Origin of the sequence: Variovorax sp. Varisp41, from assembly GCF_047325085.1 — a bacterium.
Classification (GTDB): Bacteria; Pseudomonadota; Gammaproteobacteria; order Burkholderiales; family Burkholderiaceae_C; genus Variovorax.
Genome location: NZ_CP168540.1, coordinates 5,372,251 through 5,391,267, shown reverse-complemented (window position 1 = coordinate 5,391,267; position 19,017 = coordinate 5,372,251). Strand labels below are relative to the sequence as shown.

18 protein-coding genes are annotated in these 19,017 nt (G+C 68.1%); 2 read left to right on the top strand and 16 right to left on the bottom strand.

Annotation, left to right across the window (positions count from 1 at the left end; genetic code table 11):
• Positions 1–79 precede the first annotated feature (79 nt).
• Positions 80–415 carry a hypothetical protein gene (locus tag ACEN9J_RS24905; protein ID WP_057590872.1) on the top strand — a complete coding sequence of 112 codons (336 nt, stop codon included), beginning with the start codon at positions 80–82 and terminating at the stop codon, positions 413–415.
• Positions 416–422: 7 nt separating this feature from the next.
• Here the strand turns inward: ACEN9J_RS24905 and ACEN9J_RS24900 are convergent, their stop codons facing one another.
• From ACEN9J_RS24900 to oxlT, 7 genes are all read right to left on the bottom strand, one after another.
• Positions 423–725 (bottom strand): formate dehydrogenase subunit delta, encoded by a 303-nt coding sequence (locus tag ACEN9J_RS24900; RefSeq protein WP_261217677.1) that lies wholly within the window; start codon positions 723–725, stop codon positions 423–425.
• A gap of 42 nt (positions 726–767) precedes the next feature.
• Positions 768–1,649 (bottom strand): formate dehydrogenase accessory sulfurtransferase FdhD, encoded by an 882-nt coding sequence (gene fdhD, locus ACEN9J_RS24895; RefSeq protein ID WP_261217679.1) that lies wholly within the window; start codon positions 1,647–1,649, stop codon positions 768–770.
• 19 nt (positions 1,650–1,668) lie between these two features.
• Positions 1,669–4,545: a formate dehydrogenase subunit alpha gene (gene fdhF, locus ACEN9J_RS24890; protein ID WP_261217688.1), complete on the bottom strand. Its 2,877-nt coding sequence runs from the start codon at positions 4,543–4,545 to the stop codon at positions 1,669–1,671.
• Between the two features lie 21 nt (positions 4,546–4,566).
• A complete protein-coding gene (locus tag ACEN9J_RS24885) occupies positions 4,567–6,132 on the bottom strand; it encodes a formate dehydrogenase beta subunit (protein ID WP_413762328.1) in 1,566 nt (521 codons plus the stop codon).
• Positions 6,129–6,620: a formate dehydrogenase subunit gamma gene (locus ACEN9J_RS24880; RefSeq protein ID WP_057590867.1), complete on the bottom strand. Its 492-nt coding sequence runs from the start codon at positions 6,618–6,620 to the stop codon at positions 6,129–6,131. Before ACEN9J_RS24880 ends, ACEN9J_RS24885 begins: the two co-directional genes overlap by 4 nt.
• A gap of 462 nt (positions 6,621–7,082) precedes the next feature.
• Positions 7,083–7,571 (bottom strand): gamma carbonic anhydrase family protein, encoded by a 489-nt coding sequence (locus tag ACEN9J_RS24875; RefSeq protein ID WP_413762327.1) that lies wholly within the window; start codon positions 7,569–7,571, stop codon positions 7,083–7,085.
• A gap of 53 nt (positions 7,572–7,624) precedes the next feature.
• Complete coding sequence (oxlT, locus tag ACEN9J_RS24870) at positions 7,625–8,953, bottom strand: oxalate/formate MFS antiporter (RefSeq protein WP_413762326.1); 1,329 nt, start codon at positions 8,951–8,953, stop codon at positions 7,625–7,627.
• A gap of 530 nt (positions 8,954–9,483) precedes the next feature.
• Here oxlT and ACEN9J_RS24865 point away from each other — a divergent pair.
• Positions 9,484–9,621, top strand: a complete 138-nt coding sequence (locus tag ACEN9J_RS24865; protein WP_172705325.1) for a hypothetical protein — start codon at positions 9,484–9,486, stop codon at positions 9,619–9,621.
• Positions 9,622–9,687: 66 nt separating this feature from the next.
• Here ACEN9J_RS24865 and ACEN9J_RS24860 read toward each other — a convergent pair whose 3' ends face one another.
• The 9 genes from ACEN9J_RS24860 to ACEN9J_RS24820 form a co-directional block, all read right to left on the bottom strand.
• A complete protein-coding gene (locus tag ACEN9J_RS24860) occupies positions 9,688–10,617 on the bottom strand; it encodes a LysR family transcriptional regulator (RefSeq protein WP_261217699.1) in 930 nt (309 codons plus the stop codon).
• Positions 10,618–10,705: 88 nt separating this feature from the next.
• Complete coding sequence (gene pyk / locus ACEN9J_RS24855) at positions 10,706–12,130, bottom strand: pyruvate kinase (RefSeq protein ID WP_413762325.1); 1,425 nt, start codon at positions 12,128–12,130, stop codon at positions 10,706–10,708.
• Positions 12,131–12,143: 13 nt separating this feature from the next.
• Positions 12,144–13,154, bottom strand: a complete 1,011-nt coding sequence (locus ACEN9J_RS24850; protein ID WP_208513479.1) for a 2-dehydropantoate 2-reductase — start codon at positions 13,152–13,154, stop codon at positions 12,144–12,146.
• A 30-nt stretch (positions 13,155–13,184) separates the two neighbouring features.
• Positions 13,185–13,952: a fumarylacetoacetate hydrolase family protein gene (locus ACEN9J_RS24845; RefSeq protein ID WP_413762324.1), complete on the bottom strand. Its 768-nt coding sequence runs from the start codon at positions 13,950–13,952 to the stop codon at positions 13,185–13,187.
• 327 nt (positions 13,953–14,279) lie between these two features.
• Positions 14,280–15,179 carry a succinate--CoA ligase subunit alpha gene (gene sucD, locus ACEN9J_RS24840; RefSeq protein ID WP_413762323.1) on the bottom strand — a complete coding sequence of 300 codons (900 nt, stop codon included), beginning with the start codon at positions 15,177–15,179 and terminating at the stop codon, positions 14,280–14,282.
• A 338-nt stretch (positions 15,180–15,517) separates the two neighbouring features.
• Positions 15,518–16,696 (bottom strand): ADP-forming succinate--CoA ligase subunit beta, encoded by a 1,179-nt coding sequence (gene sucC / locus ACEN9J_RS24835; RefSeq protein ID WP_413762322.1) that lies wholly within the window; start codon positions 16,694–16,696, stop codon positions 15,518–15,520.
• A 40-nt stretch (positions 16,697–16,736) separates the two neighbouring features.
• Positions 16,737–17,069, bottom strand: coding sequence for a hypothetical protein (locus ACEN9J_RS24830; RefSeq protein ID WP_413762321.1), 333 nt, complete (start codon positions 17,067–17,069; stop codon positions 16,737–16,739).
• Between the two features lie 252 nt (positions 17,070–17,321).
• Entirely contained in the window at positions 17,322–18,569 is a 1,248-nt protein-coding gene (gene frc / locus ACEN9J_RS24825; protein WP_057590857.1) for a formyl-CoA transferase, read from the bottom strand.
• A complete protein-coding gene (locus ACEN9J_RS24820; RefSeq protein ID WP_208513482.1) occupies positions 18,566–19,009 on the bottom strand; it encodes a PAS domain-containing protein in 444 nt (147 codons plus the stop codon). Before ACEN9J_RS24820 ends, frc begins: the two co-directional genes overlap by 4 nt.
• Positions 19,010–19,017: the final 8 nt, after the last annotated feature.

The following is a 19,017-nucleotide window of genomic DNA, read 5'->3' as shown; positions in this document are numbered from 1 at the left end:
GTTTCGTACGGGACTTCGATCTTGACCCCGCGATGGCGCGTGATAAGAATCATCGAAGACGCCTTCCAAGGAGCCGACGATGAACGAGCACGGAGACAAAGGCGGGAGGAACACGGCATCAGACCGTCCGGCAGACGATGCACCGCAGGGTGACGAAACCCGCATCGCCTGGTTGCGCGGCGCTTTCCGCGCCGCGATCGCGGTCGTCGCGGCCATCGCCGCGGCGGCCTCCGTTCCCCACTGGGGCGGCGACAGCTTCCCCATCGCCAGCCTCGTGATCTACGTCGCGGGCATGGTGTTCGTGGCGATGCCGCTGGGCCTCTATTACGAAGCGCTGCTGCAGGCGCATGAGCGGCGCCGCGCGCGCAATGCCGAGCGGCGCGAGGCGAAGGCCTTGTCGCACGCGGCGGTTTAGCGGGGTTTCAACCGGCGTCGCCGCCGCCCTGCGGATAGAGCAGCTTCGCCTCCGCCACCATGTGCCCGCCGTCGGGCATGAGCTTGGCGCGGTGGTCGCGCACGGCCGTGGCCACGATCGGCAGCATCGCCTGCGCCTTGCCCTGGTCGAAGCTCTCCACCAGCGCCAGCCGCATGCTCGGCGCCCAGAAGGACTTGAGGTGCGCCGCGATGGCCTGCGTGGCCGCGCCGGCGTCCGACGGGGTCTGGGCCTCGAAGAAGGTGCCGATCTGGTTGGCCATCTTGATCAATTGCACCGACTGGTCATGCATGCGCTGTGTCTCCGCTCGTTGTCGTCGTGAGGTTGTTCGTCATCAATGCGGGCGCTGCCCGTTCGCCGCAGCCGGCACCGTGTCGGCCGGCAGGCGCTGCGGGTGGCAGTAGACCACCAGGTCCTCGCGCCGCGCGAAACCCACCAGCGTGAGCCCGGCGCGCTGCGCGGTCTCGACCGCGAAGGAGGTCGGCGCCGACACCGCCGCCAGCAGCGAGACGCCGGCCATCGCGGCCTTCTGCACCATCTCGAAGCTCGCGCGGCTGGTCACGGCGATGAAGCCCGCCGCGGCATCGACCTCGTTGGCCGCGAGCGCGCCCACCAGCTTGTCGAGCGCGTTGTGGCGGCCCACGTCCTCGCGCAGCCACGACACCTCCCCGTCGGCCGAGCACCAGGCCGCGGCATGCACCGCGCCCGTGGCTTCCTGCAGGGTCTGCAGCGACTGGAACTGCGCCATCGCGCGACCGATCGCGGCGCGCTCGAACGACGGCCCCGCGGCCAGCACCGGCAGCTCGCGCGCCACCTGCGCCAGGCTCTCGGTGCCGCACAGGCCGCAGCCGGTGCGCCCGGCCAGCGAGCGGCGCCGCTGCTTGAGGCGCGCGAACGCGGCCGCCGAGACCTCGAGCCGCACCGTGATGCCGCGCTCGGCGCTCTCGATCTCGCTGCCGTAGAGCTCGTGCGCCGCATCGAGGATCCCCTCGCTCAGCGAGAAGCCGAGCGCGAAGTCCTCCAGGTCGAGCGGCGTGGCCAGCATCACCGCGTGCGAGATGCCGTTGTATTCGAGCGCCACCGGCACTTCCTCGGCCACCCAGTCCTGCACCGCGAACGGCTGGCCGCCGCGCACGCCGCGCACCGGCAGCAGCCGCGCGCCTTCGCAGAAAGCGGCCGTGTCGGCGCTCGCGAGCGGCAGGGTGGCGATGTTCATGGCGCTGCGCTCTCCTGCCCTACTTCGCGGGCACCGTCTCGTTCGAGGGCGAGGGCGCCGAGGCCGCATTGAGCAGCTCGTTCTGCACCCGGTTGAAGCGGCTGTACTCCTGCTGCCAGGCCGAAGGCTGCATCACCGGCATCACCTGCACCGCCGTCACCTTGTACTCGGGGCAGTTGGTGGCCCAGTCGGAGTTGTCGGTGGTGATCACGTTGGCGCCCGACTCGGGGAAGTGGAAGGTGGTGTAGACCACGCCCGGCTGCATGCGCTCGGACACCGTCGCGCGCAGCACCGTCTCGCCCGCGCGGCTCTGGATGCCGACCCAGTCGCCGTCCTTCACGCCGCGTTCCTCGGCGTCGTGCGGATGCAGCTCGAGCCGGTCCTCGCCGTGCCACATGTTGTTGTCGGTGCGCCGCGTCTGCGCGCCCACGTTGTACTGAGACAGGATGCGCCCGGTGGTCAGCAGCAGCGGGAAGCGGCGCGTGACCTTCTCGTCGGTCGGCACGTACTGCGTGACGATGAAGCGCCCCTTGCCGCGCACGAACTTGTCGATGTGCATGGTCGGCGTGCCTTCGGGCGCCGCGTCGTTGCAGGGCCACTGGATGCTGCCGAGCTCGTCGATGCGCTTGTAGCTCACGCCATGGAAGCTCGGCGTCAGCGCGGCGATCTCGTCCATGATCGCCTCGGGGTTCTTGTAGTTCATCGGATAGCCGAGCGCGTTCGCCAGCTTCACCGTGACTTCCCAGTCGGCCAGGCCGGCCTTCGGCGGCATCACCTTGCGCACGCGCGAGATGCGGCGCTCGGCGTTGGTGAAGGTGCCGTCCTTCTCGAGGAAGGAGGAGCCCGGCAGGAACACGTGCGCGTACTTGGCGGTCTCGTTGAGGAAGATGTCCTGCACCACCACGCATTCCATCGCCATCATGGCGGCGGCCACGTGCTGGGTGTTGGGGTCGGACTGCACGATGTCCTCGCCCTCGCAGTACAGGCCCTTGAAGCTGCCGCCGATCGCGGCGTCGAACATGTTGGGAATGCGCAGGCCCGGCTCGGGATCGAGCTGCACGCCCCAGGCGGCCTCGAAGGAACCGCGCGTGGTGCTGTCCGAGACGTGGCGGTAGCCCGGCAGCTCGTGCGGGAACGAGCCCATGTCGCACGAACCCTGCACGTTGTTCTGGCCGCGCAGCGGGTTCACGCCCACACCCTCGCGGCCCACGTTGCCGGTGACCATCGCGAGGTTGGCGATGCCCATCACGGTGGTCGAGCCCTGGCTGTGCTCGGTCACGCCCAGGCCGTAGTAGATGGCGCCGTTGCCGGCGGTGGCGAACAGCCGCGCGGCGGCGCGCATCTCGGCGGCCGGCACGCCGGTGAAGGCTTCCGTGGCCTCGGGCGACTGCTCGGGGCGCTCGACGTAGGCCTTCCATTCGGCGAACGAGGCCGTGTCGCAGCGCTCGGCCACGAATTCGTCGGCCATCAGGCCTTCGGTCACGATCACGTGCGCCAGCGCCGTGACCACCGCCACGTTGGTGCCGGGGCGCAGCTGCAGATGGTGCGCGGCGCGGATGTGCGGCGACTTCACGATGTCGATGCGGCGCGGGTCGACCACGATCAGCTTCGCGCCCTGGCGCAGCCGCTTCTTCATGCGCGAGGCGAACACCGGGTGGCCGTCGGTCGGGTTGGCGCCGATGACCATGATCACGTCGGACTTCTCGACCGACTGGAAGGTCTGCGTACCGGCCGATTCGCCCAGCGTCTGCTTCAGGCCGTAGCCCGTGGGCGAATGGCACACGCGGGCGCAGGTGTCGACGTTGTTGTTGCCGAAGCCCGCGCGCACCAGCTTCTGCACCAGGTAGGTTTCCTCGTTGGTGCAGCGCGAGGAGGTGATGCCGCCGATGGCATTGCGGCCGTACTTCTGCTGCAGGCGCTTGAACTCGCCGGCCGCGTAGTTGATGGCCTCGTCCCAGCTCACTTCCTGCCACGGGTCGGTGATCTTCTGGCGGATCATGGGCTTGAGCATGCGGTCCTGGTGCGAGGCATAGCCCCAGGCGAAGCGGCCCTTCACGCAGGAGTGGCCGTCGTTGGCCTTGCCGTCCTTCCACGGCACCATGCGCACCACCTCGTTGCCCTTCATCTCGGCCTTGAAGGCGCAGCCCACGCCGCAGTAGGCGCAGGTGGTGATCACGCTGTGCTCGGGCTGGCCGAGCCAGATCACCGACTTCTCCTGCAGGGTGGCGGTGGGGCAGGCCTCGACGCAGGCGCCGCAGCTCACGCACTCCGATTCCATGAAGGGCTGGTCCTGGCCCGGCGACACGCGCGACTCGAAGCCGCGGCCGCTGATGGTCAGCGCGAAGGTGCCCTGGGTTTCCTCGCAGGCGCGCACGCAGCGGTTGCACACGATGCACTTGGAGGGGTCGTAGGTGAAGTACGGGTTCGACTCGTCCTTCTCGCTCTTGATGTGGTTGGCGCCGTCGAAGCCGTAGCGCACGTTGCGCAGGCCGGTCACGCCCGCCATGTCCTGCAGCTCGCAGTTGCCGTTGGCCGAGCAGGTCAGGCAGTCGAGCGGATGGTCGGAGATGTAGAGCTCCATCACGCCCTTGCGCAGGTCCTGCAGCTTCGGCGTCTGGGTGCGCACCTTCATGCCGGCCTCGGCCGGCGTGGTGCACGAGGCCGGGAAGCCGCGACGGCCCTCGATCTCGACCAGGCACAGCCGGCACGAGCCGAAGGGCTCGAGGCTGTCGGTGGCGCACAGCTTGGGCACCTGGATGCCGGCGTCGACGGCCGCGCGCATCAGCGAGGTGCCGGCCGGCACCGTGACCTCGGTGCCGTCGATCTCCAGCGTGACCTCGCGCTCGGATTCGCGCTTGGGCGTGCCGTAGTCGGTTTCCTTGAGATGGTTCAACATGTCTTTGCTTTCTCTGGGGGCTCAGGCGGCCTTGCGGTCGGGTGCCTCGATGCCGAAGTCCTGCGGGAAGTGGTCGAGCGCGGAGAGCACCGGGAACGGCGTCATGCCGCCCATCGCGCACAGCGAGCCATGGACCATGGTGTTGCACAGGTCGCGCAGCAGGATCACCTGCTGCGGCCGGTTCTGGTTGCCGCGGATCTTGTCGATGACCTCGACGCCGCGCGTCGAGCCGATGCGGCAGGGCGTGCACTTGCCGCACGACTCGAGCGCGCAGAACTCCATCGCGTAGCGCGCGAGCTTCGACAGGTCGGCCGTGTCGTCGTGCACCACGATGCCGCCGTGGCCCACGGTGCCGCCGACGGCCGCGTAGGCCTCGTAGTCCAGCGGCAGGTCCCACTGCGACTCGGGCAGGTAGGCGCCCAGCGGGCCGCCGACCTGCACCGCCTTGATCGGCCGGCCCGAGGCCGAGCCGCCGCCGTAGTCGTAGAGCAGTTCGCGCAGGGTCACGCCGAAGGCCTTCTCGACCAGCCCTCCGTGCTTGATGTTGCCGGCCAGCTGCATCGGCAAGGTGCCGCGCGAGCGGCCCACGCCGTAGTCGCGGTAGAAGGTGGCGCCGCGCGCCAGGATGATCGGCACGCTGGCCAGCGTGATCACGTTGTTGATCAGCGTGGGCTGGCCGAACAGGCCCTCGATGGCCGGCAGCGGCGGCTTGGCGCGCACGATGCCGCGCTTGCCCTCGAGGCTCTCGAGCAGCGCCGTCTCCTCGCCGCAGACGTAGGAGCCGGCGCCCTTGCGCACCGCGAGCCGGAAGCGCTTGCCCGAGCGCAGCACGTTGTCGCCGAGGAAGCCCGCGGCCTCCGCGTGGCGGATCGCCTCGTTGAGCGCGGCGATCGCATGCGGGTACTCGGAGCGCACGTAGATGTAGCCCTGCGTCGCGCCGGTGGCGATGCCCGCGATGGTCATGCCCTCGATCAGCACGAAGGGGTCGCCCTCCATCGTCATGCGGTCGGAGAAGGTGCCCGAGTCGCCCTCGTCGGCATTGCAGACGATGTACTTCTGTTCGGACGGCGTGTTGAGCACCGTCTTCCACTTGATGCCGGCCGGGAAGGCCGCGCCGCCGCGGCCGCGCAGGCCCGAGTCGAGCACCTGCTGCACGATGTCGGCCGGCGCCATCGCGAGCGCGGCGCGCAGGCCCGCATAGCCCTCGTGCGCCTGGTAGTCGGTCAGCGACACGGGGTCGGTGATGCCGACGCGCGCGAAGGTCAGGCGCTCCTGCTTCTTCAGGTAGGGAATCTCGTCGGTGGGACCGAGCGACAAGGGATGCGAACGCGCGCCCGTGGCCAGGCCGGCGTCGAGCAGCGCCGGCACCTCCTCGACCGTGACCGGGCCGTAGGCCATGCGGCCCGCGGGCGTTTCGACCTCGACCAGCGGCTCGAGCCACAGCATGCCGCGCGAGCCGTTGCGCACCAGCTCGATCGCGAGGCCGCGCGCGGCGGCTTCCTGCGCGATGCGCTGGGCCACGGCATTGGCGCCGACCGCGAGCGCCGCGGAATCGCGCGGCACGTAGATCTTCACGGCGGCGTTCATGCGCAATCTCCCGCCTGTGCGACCAGCGTTTCGAAACGGATCGGCGTGACGCGCGCATGCGGCTCCTCGTCGAGCGTCATCGCGGGCGAGGAGGCGCACAGGCCGAGGCAGAACGCCGGCTCGAGCGTGAAGGCACCGTCCTTGGTGGTGCCGTGCACCGCGCAGCCCAGGTGCTTCTCGGCATGCGCGAGCAGCGCATCGGCGCCCATCGACTGGCAGGCCTCGGCGCGGCAGATCTGGATCACGTGCCGGCCCGGCGGCTCGGCGCGGAAGTGGTGGTAGTAGGTGATCACGCCATGCACCTCGGCGCGCGAGAGGTTCTGCGCGTCGGCGATGGTCTGCACCGCATGCGAGGGCACGTAGCCCAGCGTGTCCTGCACCTCGTGCAGGATCGGCAGCAACGCGCCCTGTTCGTCCGCATGCGCGGCGAGCACGCGGCGCACCTCGGCCAGTTCGTCGGCCGCGGAAAGTCGCAGGGCCTCGCTCATTGGCCAGCCTCCACGCGCGATGCGCGGATGGCCGGCTGCCGTGCTACGTACGCGTTCAGCGCTTCTGTTGTCATGGTCCCGTCCGATCTGGTGCCGTTACCGGTCCGCCGCTGTCTGCCTGCCGGCGGATCCGTTGTCATCGTGGCGTCGATTCGCGCTCGCCTCCCTGTGCGGGGACCGGAAGCCGCGCGCGGTCATCTGCCTCGGGATTCACTGTCGATGAATCGCGCGCGGATGACCTTGACGCAGGTCAATTTCCATCGAAACAGGGGTGGTGTCAATGCGAGCGAGCCCTGTGAAAAGGCCTCTTTCGCTGGGCCGCGGCCGGAATATCCGGGGGCCTTTCGGGGATGCGTGCGAACCGTTCGCAACACCGAGATATTCCGCGCGCGAATCCGTCGCGGTGCGCGGGAACGGAAAGGGAAGAACGCGGGGCCGTTCGCGCCGGCGGCCCCGCGCGGATCAGCGCGCGACCAGTTCGCGCGCGCGCTGCACGAGGCGCGCGGCCTCGGCATCGTCGACCTGGCCCGTGACCTTGGCCGGGCGGCCCGAGATCAGAGAGCGGTCGGGAAAGACCTTGCCCTCGGTCAGCAGCGCGCCGGTGGCGACGATGCATTCGCGCCCCACCACCGCGCCGTTGAGCGCCACGGTGTCCTCGCCGACCACCGAACCGTCGCCGATGGTGCAGCCGTGCAGCATCACGTGCCGCTCGACCGTCACGTCGGCGCCGATGGTCATCGGGAAGCCGGGGTCGGCATGCAGCATCACGCCGTCCTCGAGGTGGCTGCCCGCGCCCACGGTGATGGGCTCGTTGTCGCCGCGCAGCACGCAGCGCGGCCCGATGCTGCTGCGCGCGCCGAGCACGACCTGGCCGATCACGCTCGCCGTGTCCGCCACGCGCGCGCTGGCGTCGATGGACGGTTCATGCTCGTCGAGTCTGTAGAGGGTCACGCCGTTCTCCTGGACAAAGGCGTCGATGGTAGCGGCTCGCGACCCGTCGGCGCTCAGTGCGGGAGTTCGCTGCGTTCGATGTGCTTGCGGCGCATCGGGCGCAGCACGAACCAGGCCATCAGCGCGGCAACGGCATTGACGCCGCTCGCGACGAAGAACACCGCCTCCCAGCTGCCGGTGCTCGCGGCCAGCACGCTCGACAGCGGCACCAGCAGCGAGGCCGTGCCCTTGGCGGTGTAGAGCATGCCGGCGTTCGAAGCCGCGTACTTGCCGCCGAAGGTGTCGGCGCAGGTCGAGGGGAAGAGGCTGTAGATCTCGCCCCAGGCGAAGAACACCATGCCGGTCAGCACCACGAACAGCAGCGGGTTGTGGCCGTACTTGTAGAGCATCAGGATGCCGACCGCCTCGATCGCGAAGGCGATGAACATGGTCTGCTCGCGGCCGATCTTGTCCGACACCCAGCCGAAGAACGGCCGCGTCAGGCCGTTGAGCACGCGGTCGATCGCCAGCGCGAAGGTCAGCGCGGGCAGCACCAGGCCCATGATGTTCACCGGCACGTCGATGATCTTGAAGTCCTTGGCGATCGGCGCGAGCTGCGCGGTCGCCATCAGGCCGCCGGCGGCCACCATCACGAACATCGCGTACATCACCCAGAACACGGGCGAGCGCAGCACCTCGGAGGGCGCGTAGTCGCGGCGCGACTGCTGCACGTTGCGGGTGTTCACGGCCTTCGAATGCTCGGGCGCGCGCGTCAGCATCCATGCGAGCAGGAACACGATCAGTCCCTGCCCGATCCCAAAGTACAGGAAGGCGGCCTCGTAGCCGCTGTTCTTGATCATGGCCGAGATCGGGATGATGGTGAGCGCCGAGCCCGCGCCGAAGCCGGCCGCGGTCATGCCCGCCGCGAGGCCGCGCCGGTCGGGGAACCACTTGAGCGCATTGCCCACGCAGGTGCCGTAGACCGCGCCCGCGCCGATGCCGCCGATGGCCGCCGCGATGTAGAGCACCGGCAGCGAGGCCGCGAAGGAGTTCATCACCCAGCCGATGCCGCAGAGCACGCCGCCCACCAGCACCACGGGACGCGGGCCGAAGCGGTCGACCAGGTAGCCCTCGATCGGCACCAGCCAGGTCTCGGTGAGCACGAAGATGGTGAAGGCCACCTGGATCGCGGCGCGGCTCCAGCCGTGTTTCTCCGCGATCGGGTTGACGAACAGGGTCCAGCCGTATTGGAGGTTGGCGATCATCGCCATGCACACGATGCCGATCAGGAGCTGCCCCCATCGGTAGCTCTGCGAGCGCTGCGCCGCCGCGGCGCCATGGTGTCCCGAGGGGGAGTAGATCGCGGGGTTCGCACCCGCGATCGTGGTCGTTTGCCGAGTCATTGAATGTCCTTCATCTTTGTGTTTGAGTTGAAGTCCGGCGGATCGCATCGAGGCGCCGCCGGTTTCGTTTCGAGTCACCGGTCCCCGAAGCGGAGATGCGAACAAGTACGGCGTCGCATCGCGCAATCGACACGCTTCGGCTGATCCTCCGGTCCCGTCGGCCCCGCTGCGCGGCACCTTCGACCCGCAGCCTCCTGCGTGCGGATGACTGTCGGATGGAGCGACCCAAAAACTCTTGACCCTCGTCAAGTTCCCTCGAAGGGAGCCCGCTCGGGACCCCCGTGAATTCCCTAGCATGGCCGTCTTAGCGCGCGATGAGATCGCGTCGCTTGATGCAAGTCGGTGGCGTCTTCGGCATGCCCCTCGCGATCAGGTCGACCGCATCGCAGCCCACTCTGGAGTGCCTCCGCGTGCCCTGCTCGCGAAATGGGCATGTCACTCGTGGTTTGCCCTAATCCAGGGTAAACCCTATAATTCAGAGGTTCGCATTCCCACCCACCCCGTCACTCACCCGCATTCGGAGCACATCCATGAACAACACCGCACTGAATTCCACCGCCCTCAAGGCCCCCTCCTTCGCCTCGAACGGCGTGCTGCGCGACCTGATCGCCGCGCTGCCGATCGTGATCTTCGCCAAGGCCGTGCGCGCCGCGCTGCAACAGCGTTGAGAGCCGGAGCCCTCGAGGCTCCACCTCCAAAAAAAAGAGCGCTCTCGGCGCTCTTTTTTTTCGCCTTCAGATCGCCGGATCGAAGGGCACGATCTGCGAGATCAGCGCGGTGCCGTCGTGCAGCAGGAAGTCCTTGAAGGCCTGCGCCACCGGCGGCAGCCGCTTGCCGCGGCGGTGCACCACGTACCAGTTGAGCATCAGCGGAAAGCCCTGCACGTCGAGCACCCGCACGCTGCCCGCGCGCAGCTCCTGGCTGATGGTGTGGGCCGACACGAAGCTCACGCCCATGCCCGCGATCACCGCCTGCTTGATGGTCTCGGTGCTGCGGATCTCCATCGCGATGTTGATCTCGCTCAGCGCGGCGCCGAAGCCCTCCTCCATCGAATGCCAGGTGTCGGACGCGCGCTCGCGCACCACGAAGGGCTCGCGGATCAGCCGCTTGAGCGGCACGCCCTTCACGCCCACCAGCGGATGCGTGGGCGCCGCGATGATCACGTAAGGGTGCGGCGCGAAGGGCTGGTTCAGTGTGTCGAGGTCGGTGGGCGGCCGCACCATGATCGCGAGGTCGGTGAGGTTCTCGGCGATGTGCGTGAGCAGGCCCTCGCGGTTGTGCACGGTGAAGTTCAGGGTCACGCCGCGGTGCCGGCCCGCGAACTCCACCAGCAGGCGCGGAAAGAAGTAGTCGCCCGCGCTGATCACGCCCACGTTGAGCTTGCCGCCCGAGATGCCCTTGAACTGCAGCATCGCGTTCTCGGCCGCCTCGAACTGCTGGATGATCGCGCGGCTGAGCTGCAGCAGCTCGGTGCCCGCGGCCGTGAGATAGACCTTCTTGCCGAACTGCTCGAACAGCGTGTTGCCGGCGTGGTCCTCGAGCTTGCGCACCTGCGTCGACACCGCGGGCTGCGTGAGGTGCAGCTCCTCGGCCGCGCGCGAAAAGCTCAGGAGCCGCGCCACCGCCTCGAAAACCTTCAACTGGCGCAGGGTCGCGTGCTTCATGGGGATTCCTGGAGAACTGCTTCGTTCGGAAGTCCCATGCTATGGCCGGCGGCGCGCGCGCCGCATGACCGCGGTCAAGTATTCGCGATCAGGAATGGTTTGGAATACGCGCGACGTGCAGCAGGTTGGTGGTGCCCGACTTGCCGAAGGGCAGGCCCGCCACCACCACCACCTTCTGGCCGGGCTGCGCGAAGCCCTCGGCATGCGCGGTGCGGCAGGCGCACTCGATCATCTCGCCCACGTCGTGCACGTCGTCCACCAGCACCGCATGCACGCCCCACACCATCGCCATGCGGCGCGCGGTCGCCATGTCGGGAGTGAGGCTCAGGATCGGCACCGCGGGCCGCTCGCGCGCCGCGCGCAGGCTGGTGAAGCCCGAGGAGGTGTAGGTCACGGTGGCGGCCGGCGCGAGCAGCGCGGCCACCTGGCGCATCGAGGTGCAGACCGCGTCGGCGGTGGTCGACTGCGCGCTCTCGTGCGTGGCGTCGATGCCGGTGCGGTACGAGGGATCGGCCTCCACGCGCGCGACGATGCGGTCCATCATCGCCACGGCCTCGAGCGGGTACTTGCCCGAGGCCGACTCGGCCGAGAGCATCACCGCGTCGACGCCGTCGTAGACCGCGGTCGCCACGTCCGACACCTCGGCGCGCGTGGGCACCGGCGCGGCGATCATCGACTCGAGCATCTGCGTGGCCACCACCACCGGCTTGCCGCGCAGCCGGCAGGCGCGCACGATCTGGCGCTGCAGCTCGGGCACGCGCTCGGGCGGCAACTCCACGCCGAGGTCGCCGCGCGCGACCATGATGCCGTCGCAGCGCTCGACGATGGCGTCGAGGTGCTCGATCGCCGCGGGCTTCTCGAGCTTGGCCATGATGGCCGCGCGCGTGCCGATGATCTCGCGCGCCTCGTCGATGTCCTCGGGCCGCTGTACGAACGACAGCGCCACCCAATCCACGCCCATCGCGAGGCCGACGTCGAGATCGTCGCGGTCCTTCGGCGTCAGCGGCGAGATCGGCAGCAGCACGCTGGGCACGTTGACGCCCTTGCGGTCGGAGATGGGGCCGCCCACCAGCACGGTGGTCTCGGCGAAGTCGGCGCCGTGGCGGTCGACGCGCAGCCGCAGCTTGCCGTCGTCGAGCAGCAGCTCGGTGCCTTCCTGCAGCGCGGCGAAGATCTCGGGATGCGGCAGCGGCGCGCGGCGGCCGTTGCCGCTCGCGCGGTCCATGTCGAGCCGGAAGCGCGCGAGCGCCTCGAGCTGCGCACGGCCGCCCTCGAAGGTGCCCAGCCGCAGCTTCGGCCCCTGCAGGTCGAGCAGCACGCCGATCGGCCGACCGAATTCCTTCTCGAGCCGGCGGATGGTCTCGAGGCGGCGCGCATGGTCGTGCTGCGTGCCGTGGCTGAAGTTGAGGCGGAACACGTCCACGCCACGCTCGAACAGCGCGCGGATCGCGGGCTCGTCGGAAGTGGCGGGACCGAGCGTGGCCACGATCTTGGCGCTGCGAAGGCGTCGCATGGTGTCGGTGTCCTCAGGCGAGTTCGCGCAGCCGGACCTGGCCGCGCTGTTCTTCCATGGTTCGCGCGAGCAGCTTCACGAGCGAATACACGGTGTCGATGTGGGGGGTCGAGGTCTCGGTGAGCCGCGCGAGCTCGACCACCGCGCCGACCAGCGCGTCGATCTCGGGCGCGCGGCCGGCTTCCACGTCCTGCAGCATCGAGGTCTTGTGCTTGCCGACCTTCTCGGCGCCCGCGATGCGCTTCTCGAGCGTGACGCGGAACTCGATGCCGAGCTTGTGCGCCACGGCCTGGGCCTCGCGCATCATCGCGGCCGCGAGTTCGCGCGAGGGCGGGTACTGGCAGATGTCGACCAGGGTCGAGTGCGAGAGGCTGCTGATCGGGTTGAAGGTCAGGTTGCCCCAGAGCTTGAGCCAGATCTCGGCGCGGATGTTGTCGAGCACCGGTGCCTTGAAGCCCGCGTTGGCGAAGCAGGCCGCGATGCGCTCGACGCGCTCGGTGGTCGTGCCGTCGAGTTCGCCGACCGGGAAGCGGTCGCCCTCGATGTGCTTGATGACGCCGGGCGCGATCAGCTCCGAGGCCGGATAGACCACGCAGCCGATCACGCGCCGCGGCGGGATCTTGGTGTTGAGCACGCCCTGCGGATCGACGCTGCGCACGGTGGTGCCCTCGAGCACGCCGCCGTGCTTCTGGAAGTACCAGTAGGGAATGCCGTTCTGCATGGTCACGACCGCGGTCTCGGGCCCGAAGAGCTTGGCCACGTCGTCGGCCACGGCCTCGACCTGGTGCGCCTTCATCGCGAGGATCACGAGGTCCTGCGGCCCCGCCTCGTCGTAGCGGTCGGTGGCCCGCACGTTGCGCGCCACCTGCTCCTCGCCCTCGGCCGACACCAGCTTGATGCCGTTGGCGCCGATGGCCTGGAGGTTGGCGCCGCGCACGATGAAGGTCACGTCCTCCCCGGCCAGCGCGAGTTTGGCGCCCACCAGGCCGCCGATGGCCCCCGCGCCGATGATTGCTATCTTCATGTCGATCCCCAAGAGTTGAAATTCTTCGCGTCAGCCGAAGCGATTCGAGAGGCGGCCAATGCCGTCGATCGCCACTTCGACCAGGCTGCCGGGCTTCATCGAGCCCACGCCCACGGACGTGCCGCACAGGATCACGTCGCCGGGATGCAGGCTCATGTCCTGCGAGATGAGGCTGACCAGCCGCTGCACGGAAAAGCGCATGTCGCTTACGGGATAGTTCTGCCGCTCCTCGCCATTGAGCACGGTGCGCACCACCAGCGTGGCGGGATCGAGGCCGGTGGCGATGGCCGGGCCCATGGGGCAGAAGGTGTCGAAGCCCTTGGCGCGCACCCACTGCGCGAACGAGGCATCGCGGTTCAGGATGTCGGCCACGGTGACGTCGTTGGCGCAGGTGTAGCCGAACACGTGCTCGAGCGCGCGTTCCTCGGAGACGGCGGTGGCGGTCTTGCCGATGACGATGCCGAGCTCGCCCTCGAACACGACCTTGCCGTCGCACAGCGGCTTGCGGATCGGCGCCTCGTGGGCCGAGAAGGAGTTCGGTGCCTTCAACAGGTAGAGCGGCTCCTCGGGCACGGCGAGCTTGAGCTTCTCGCCGAGCGCGTGGAAGTTGTTCCACAGCGCGATGACCTTGGTCGGCTCGCTCGGCGACAAGAGGCGCAGGCCGGCCAGCGCGAACACGCGGCCGGTGGGCTCGGGCGTGCCGTACATGTCGCCGCGATACTCGCGCACGGCGTCGTCCTCCAGGGTGCCGAAGGCGGCTTCTCCGGCGTGTTCGAAACGGACCCAACGTTGTGGCATGTTGTGCTTTCTTTTGATGCTGTGAATGCGGGTGGGCCGACAGGCGCTGCGCGGGTGCGCGGCCTAGGGCCTGTTAACACTATGCAAGGGGTCGCGTTGCCCCGCAAAGGGGCTGGATGCAAGGCGCCCGCGCGCAGCAAGGCTGATGCCTTGCAAGCGCGGGCAACGCCGCAGACGGCCCCTTTGCGGGGCAACCCGAAGGAAGCTCGCCAAAGCCCGCCCCTCGGCGTTGCGCTCCTAGCGTGTGCGGACGCACACGCGTCGTCACGCGCCTTGATGGGCGGGCTTTGGCGAGCTTCGCGACCCCTTGCATAGTGTTAACAGGCCCTAGTCGAACGGCAGGTAGTCGGGGACGACCAGCGAGGCCAGCAGCTTCCCCATGTCGGCCGGGTTGTCGGTCACGTGGATGCCGCAGGCCCTCATGACGGCGAGCTTCTCGTGCGCCGTGCCCTTGCCGCCGGAAATGATGGCGCCCGCATGGCCCATGCGCTTGCCGGGCGGCGCGCTGGCGCCGGCGATGAAGCCGACCACGGGCTTGCGCATGTGGGCGTGGATCCAGTGCGCGCACTCTTCCTCGGCATCGCCGCCGATCTCGCCGACCATGATGACGGCGTCGGTGCGCGGGTCGTCGTTGAACATCTTCAGCACGTCGATGTGCCGCAGCCCGCCGACCGGATCGCCGCCGATGCCGACCACGGTCGACTGGCCGATGCCGAAGCGCCCGAGCTGGCTCGCGGCCTCGTAGGTCAGCGTGCCCGAGCGCGAGACCACGCCGATGCGGCCGCGCTGGTGGATGTGGCCCGGCATGATGCCGATCTTGATCTCGTCGGGCACGATGAGGCCGGGGCAGTTGGGCCCGAGCAGCAGGGTCTTGCGCCCTTCCATGCGGCGGCGGGTACGGATCATGTCGCGCACCGGAATGCCTTCGGTGATGCAGATCACGAGATCGAGTTCGGCATCCACGGCTTCATCGATGGCGGCGGCGGCGAAGGCCGGGGGCACGTAGATGACCGAGACGGTGGCGCCGGTGCGTGCCTTGGCTTCCTTCACGGTGCCGTAGATGGGAATGCCGGCCATGGCCTGCCCGGCCTTGGTCGGATGGACGCCGGCCACGAAGCAGCGGCGCCCGTGGCCGTACTCGAGGCAGGCCTGGGTGTGGAACTGGCCGGTCTTGCCGGTGATGCCCTGCGTGATGACGCGGGTGTGGCGGTTGATGAGGATCGACATCTTTTTCCTTTACCGCTCTGGGGGGCCTGTTCTTGTTTTGCTGGAACTGCTGTTCGGGGCGCGTGCACAGGACAGCGGGTACTTCCCTCCGCGAATGTCCCCCGCCTTCGGCTCCTCCTTTATTTCGCTGCGGGAAGCACCCACTGCCCTGTGCACGGAGGCGCTCGGGTCGTGCCGGCCGATCAAGCGCAGCGCGTCTGGCGCGCGCCGATGGGGTGCTCCTCGCAGCGAAATAAAGGAGGAGCCCGAAGGGCGGGGGACATTCGCGGAGGGGAGTACCCCGTCGGCGCGAGCCCGCAACGAACGACAAAAAGCCCGTTGAAAAAAGCAGCAGCAATTCATCGCTGCCCCTTGGGAACCCGAGCCACGACAACCGCCTGCCGAGCCGCCTCGCCGATGTCCTCGGCCCCGATGATCTGAAGCTCCGACTGCGCGAGGATGGTCCGCCCCAGGTCCTCGTTCGTGCCCTTCATGCGCACCACCAGCGGCACCGAGAGGGCCGTTTCGCGTGCCGCGGCGACGATGCCGTGGGCGATCACGTCGCAGCGCATGATGCCGCCGAAGATGTTGACCAGCACCGCCTTCAGGCGCGGATTGCGCAGCATCAGCTGGAACGCCGCGGTGACCTTCTCCACGCTCGCGCCGCCGCCCACGTCGAGGAAGTTGGCCGGCGATCCGCCATAGAGCTTGATCGCGTCCATCGTCGCCATCGCGAGGCCCGCGCCATTCACCAGGCAGCCGATGTCGCCGTCCAGCGAGATGTACGACAGGTCGAACTTCGAGGCTTCGATCTCCGTCGGATCCTCCTCGTCGAGGTCGCGCATCGCGGCGATCTCGGGCTGGCGGAACAGCGCGTTCGGATCGAAGCTGAGCTTGGCGTCGAGCGCCATCAGCCGGCCGTCGCGCGTGCGCACCAGCGGGTTGATCTCGGCCAGCGAGGCGTCGCTCGCGTCGAAGGCCTGGTAGAGCTTCTGCATGAACTCGCGTGCCTGCACCACGTCGCGGCCCGCGAGCCCGATCGAGCGTGCGAGCGCATCGGCCTCGACCGCCCTGATCCCCGTCTCGGGGTCGATGAACAGCGTGTGGATCTTCTCGGGCGAACGCGCGGCCACCTCCTCGATGTCCATCCCGCCTTCGCTCGACGCCATCAGCGCCACGCGCCGCGCACCGCGGTCGACCACCATCCCGAGGTAGAACTCCTGGTCGATCTCCACCCCCTCCTCGACCAGCAGTTGCCTCACCACCCGGCCTTCGGGTCCCGTCTGGTGCGTGCGCAGCGTCATGCCGAGCAGCGCCTGCGCATGGCGGCGCACTTCCGCGCCCGACCAGGCCAGCTTCACGCCGCCGCCCTTGCCGCGGCCGCCCGCATGGATCTGCGCCTTCACCACCCACGAACGCCCGCCGAGCCGGGCCGCGGCATCGGCCGCCTCGTCGCTCGTGCGGCAGACGAAACCGCGCGGCGTCGCCACGCCATGGCGGCGCAGCACTTCCTTGCCCTGGTATTCGTGGATGTTCATCGAATCAGCCGTTGTTTGATCTATTCAATTCAATTGCAATTCAGGCGCCGAGTTCGGCACCGCGGCATTCGGCCCAATTAAAATGGCGCCTGGAAAGCGGCGCGGAACCTTCGCCTTCGCGGCGCTTGTAGGCTTCCTTCTTCTGTTCGATCGCATCGGCCAGGAATGCGGCGTCGTAGGCGCGCAGCAGATGCGGATGATTCGCCTCGAGATAATGGCCAATGCGCTTTTCGGGTTCCTGCGCCGTGCCCATCAGGTCGCAATAAGTTTGACGATCCCAGTGCCAGCGCAGCCCCAGTTCGTAGAAGGCGGCGTTGTAGGCATTGCGTTCGGTTTCATCGAGCCAGTATTGAACGGGCGTGAGGTTCTGCATGGTCTGCTCCTTTCGAATGACTGCCGTGCGGTGAATTGAATGACTTGCCGGCATGTTCAAACTGTAGAAGTGCAGAACGATAAATAACAGTCAAACTATTTTATTGAGAGCATTCATTTGGAGTTATGCATGGCTCCAATTCAATTGAATAGAGAAGACGAACGAATCCCTTCGCCGCCGGCAATGCCATCGGCGAATCAATTGCGGATTCGTTCGAATTGGCGCGGAATTACCGCGCCGCGTTCTTCGTCGTCAGATCACGCGTTCGGCGCGCAGCGCCGCCACGTCTTCCAGGCCGTAGCCCAGCTGCATCAGCACTTCCTCGGTGTGCTCGCCCAGGAGCGGCGAGCGCTTCACCTCGGTGGGGCTGTCCGACAGCTTGATCGGATTGCCCACCGTCAGGTACTTGCCGCGCGTGGGATGGTCGACCTCGACGATGGTCCCGGTCTCGCGCAGCGATTCGTCGGCGGCGATCTCCTTCATCGAGAGGATCGGCCCGCACGGAATGTCGTACTGGTTCAGGATGTCCATGGCCTCGAACTTGTCCTTGGTCATGGTCCATTGCTCGATGCGCGCGAAGATCGGCTTCAGGTGCAAGAGGCGCGCGGCCGGCGTGGCGTAGGCCTCGTCGGTGATCCAGCCTTCCTCGCCGATCACCTTGCACACCGCCGGCCACACGGCCGCCTGCGTGATGAAGTAGATGTAGGCGTTGGGGTCGGTCTCCCAGCCCTTGCACTTGAGGATCGAGCCGGGCTGGCCGCCGCCCGAGGCATTGCCCGCGCGCGGCACCGCGTCGCCGAACTTGCCGTCGGGATATTGCGGATATTCGTGCATGGTGCCCGTGCGTTCCAGCCGCTGCTGGTCGCGCATCTTCACGCGGCACAGGTTGAGCACCGCGTCCTGCATCGGCGCCAGCACCTTCTGGCCGCGGCCGGTGCTGTTGCGCTGGAACAGTGCCGCCAGGATGCCGAGCGCGAGGTGCAGTCCGGTACCGCTGTCGCCGATCTGGGCGCCGGTCACCATCGGCGGGCCGTCCTCGAAACCGGTGGTCGACGCCGCGCCGCCGGCGCACTGCGCCACGTTCTCGTAGACCTTGCAGTCGGCGTACTTGCCGGGGCCGAAGCCCTTGACCGAGGCCACAATCATGCGCGGGTTGAGCTTCTGGATGTGTTCCCAGGTGATGCCCATGCGGTCGAGCGCGCCGGGCGCGAAGTTCTCGACCAGCACGTCGCAGGTCTTGATCAGCTCGTCGAGCACCTGGCGACCCTTGGGGTTCTTGGTGTCGAGCGTGATCGAGCGCTTGTTGTGGTTCAGCATCGTGAAGTAGAGGCTGTCCACACCGGGAATGTCGCGCAGCTGGCCGCGCGTGGCATCGCCTTCTCCGGCGCGCTCGACCTTGATGACGTCGGCGCCGAACCAGGCCAGCAGCTGCGTGCAGGTGGGGCCGGACTGCACGTGGGTGAAATCGAGGATGCGGACACCCTCCAGCGCTTGACTCATCGACTGTCTCCTTCTTTGATCGTGGTTTCCGCTTCTAGCAGACGAGCGCGCAGTTTGCGCTCTTCCGCGAATCGGGCTGTCTCGTCGCGGACGATGGCGACGATGCCCGAGACCTGGCGTTCCGGCGAAAACAGCATCGACACCGTGAAGGCGATCGACAAGGTGCGGCCGTCCTTGTGCAGGGCCGGCACGCGCAGCAGATCGGCACCGTATTTGGTGATGCCGGTGTCCATGGTCTTGTGGTAGCCGTCCCAGTGGCGCTGCCGCTGGCGCTCGGGAATGATGAGGTCGAGCGAGCGACCCAGCGCCTCGGCTTCGGTGAAGCCGAAGATGCGTTCGGCCGCGGGGTTCCACAGAACGATGGCCCCGGCCGCATCGCACACCATGATGGCATCGCCAGCCCCTTCGACGAGCTGCCTGAAATCCACTGAAGCTTGCATGCTGGCCT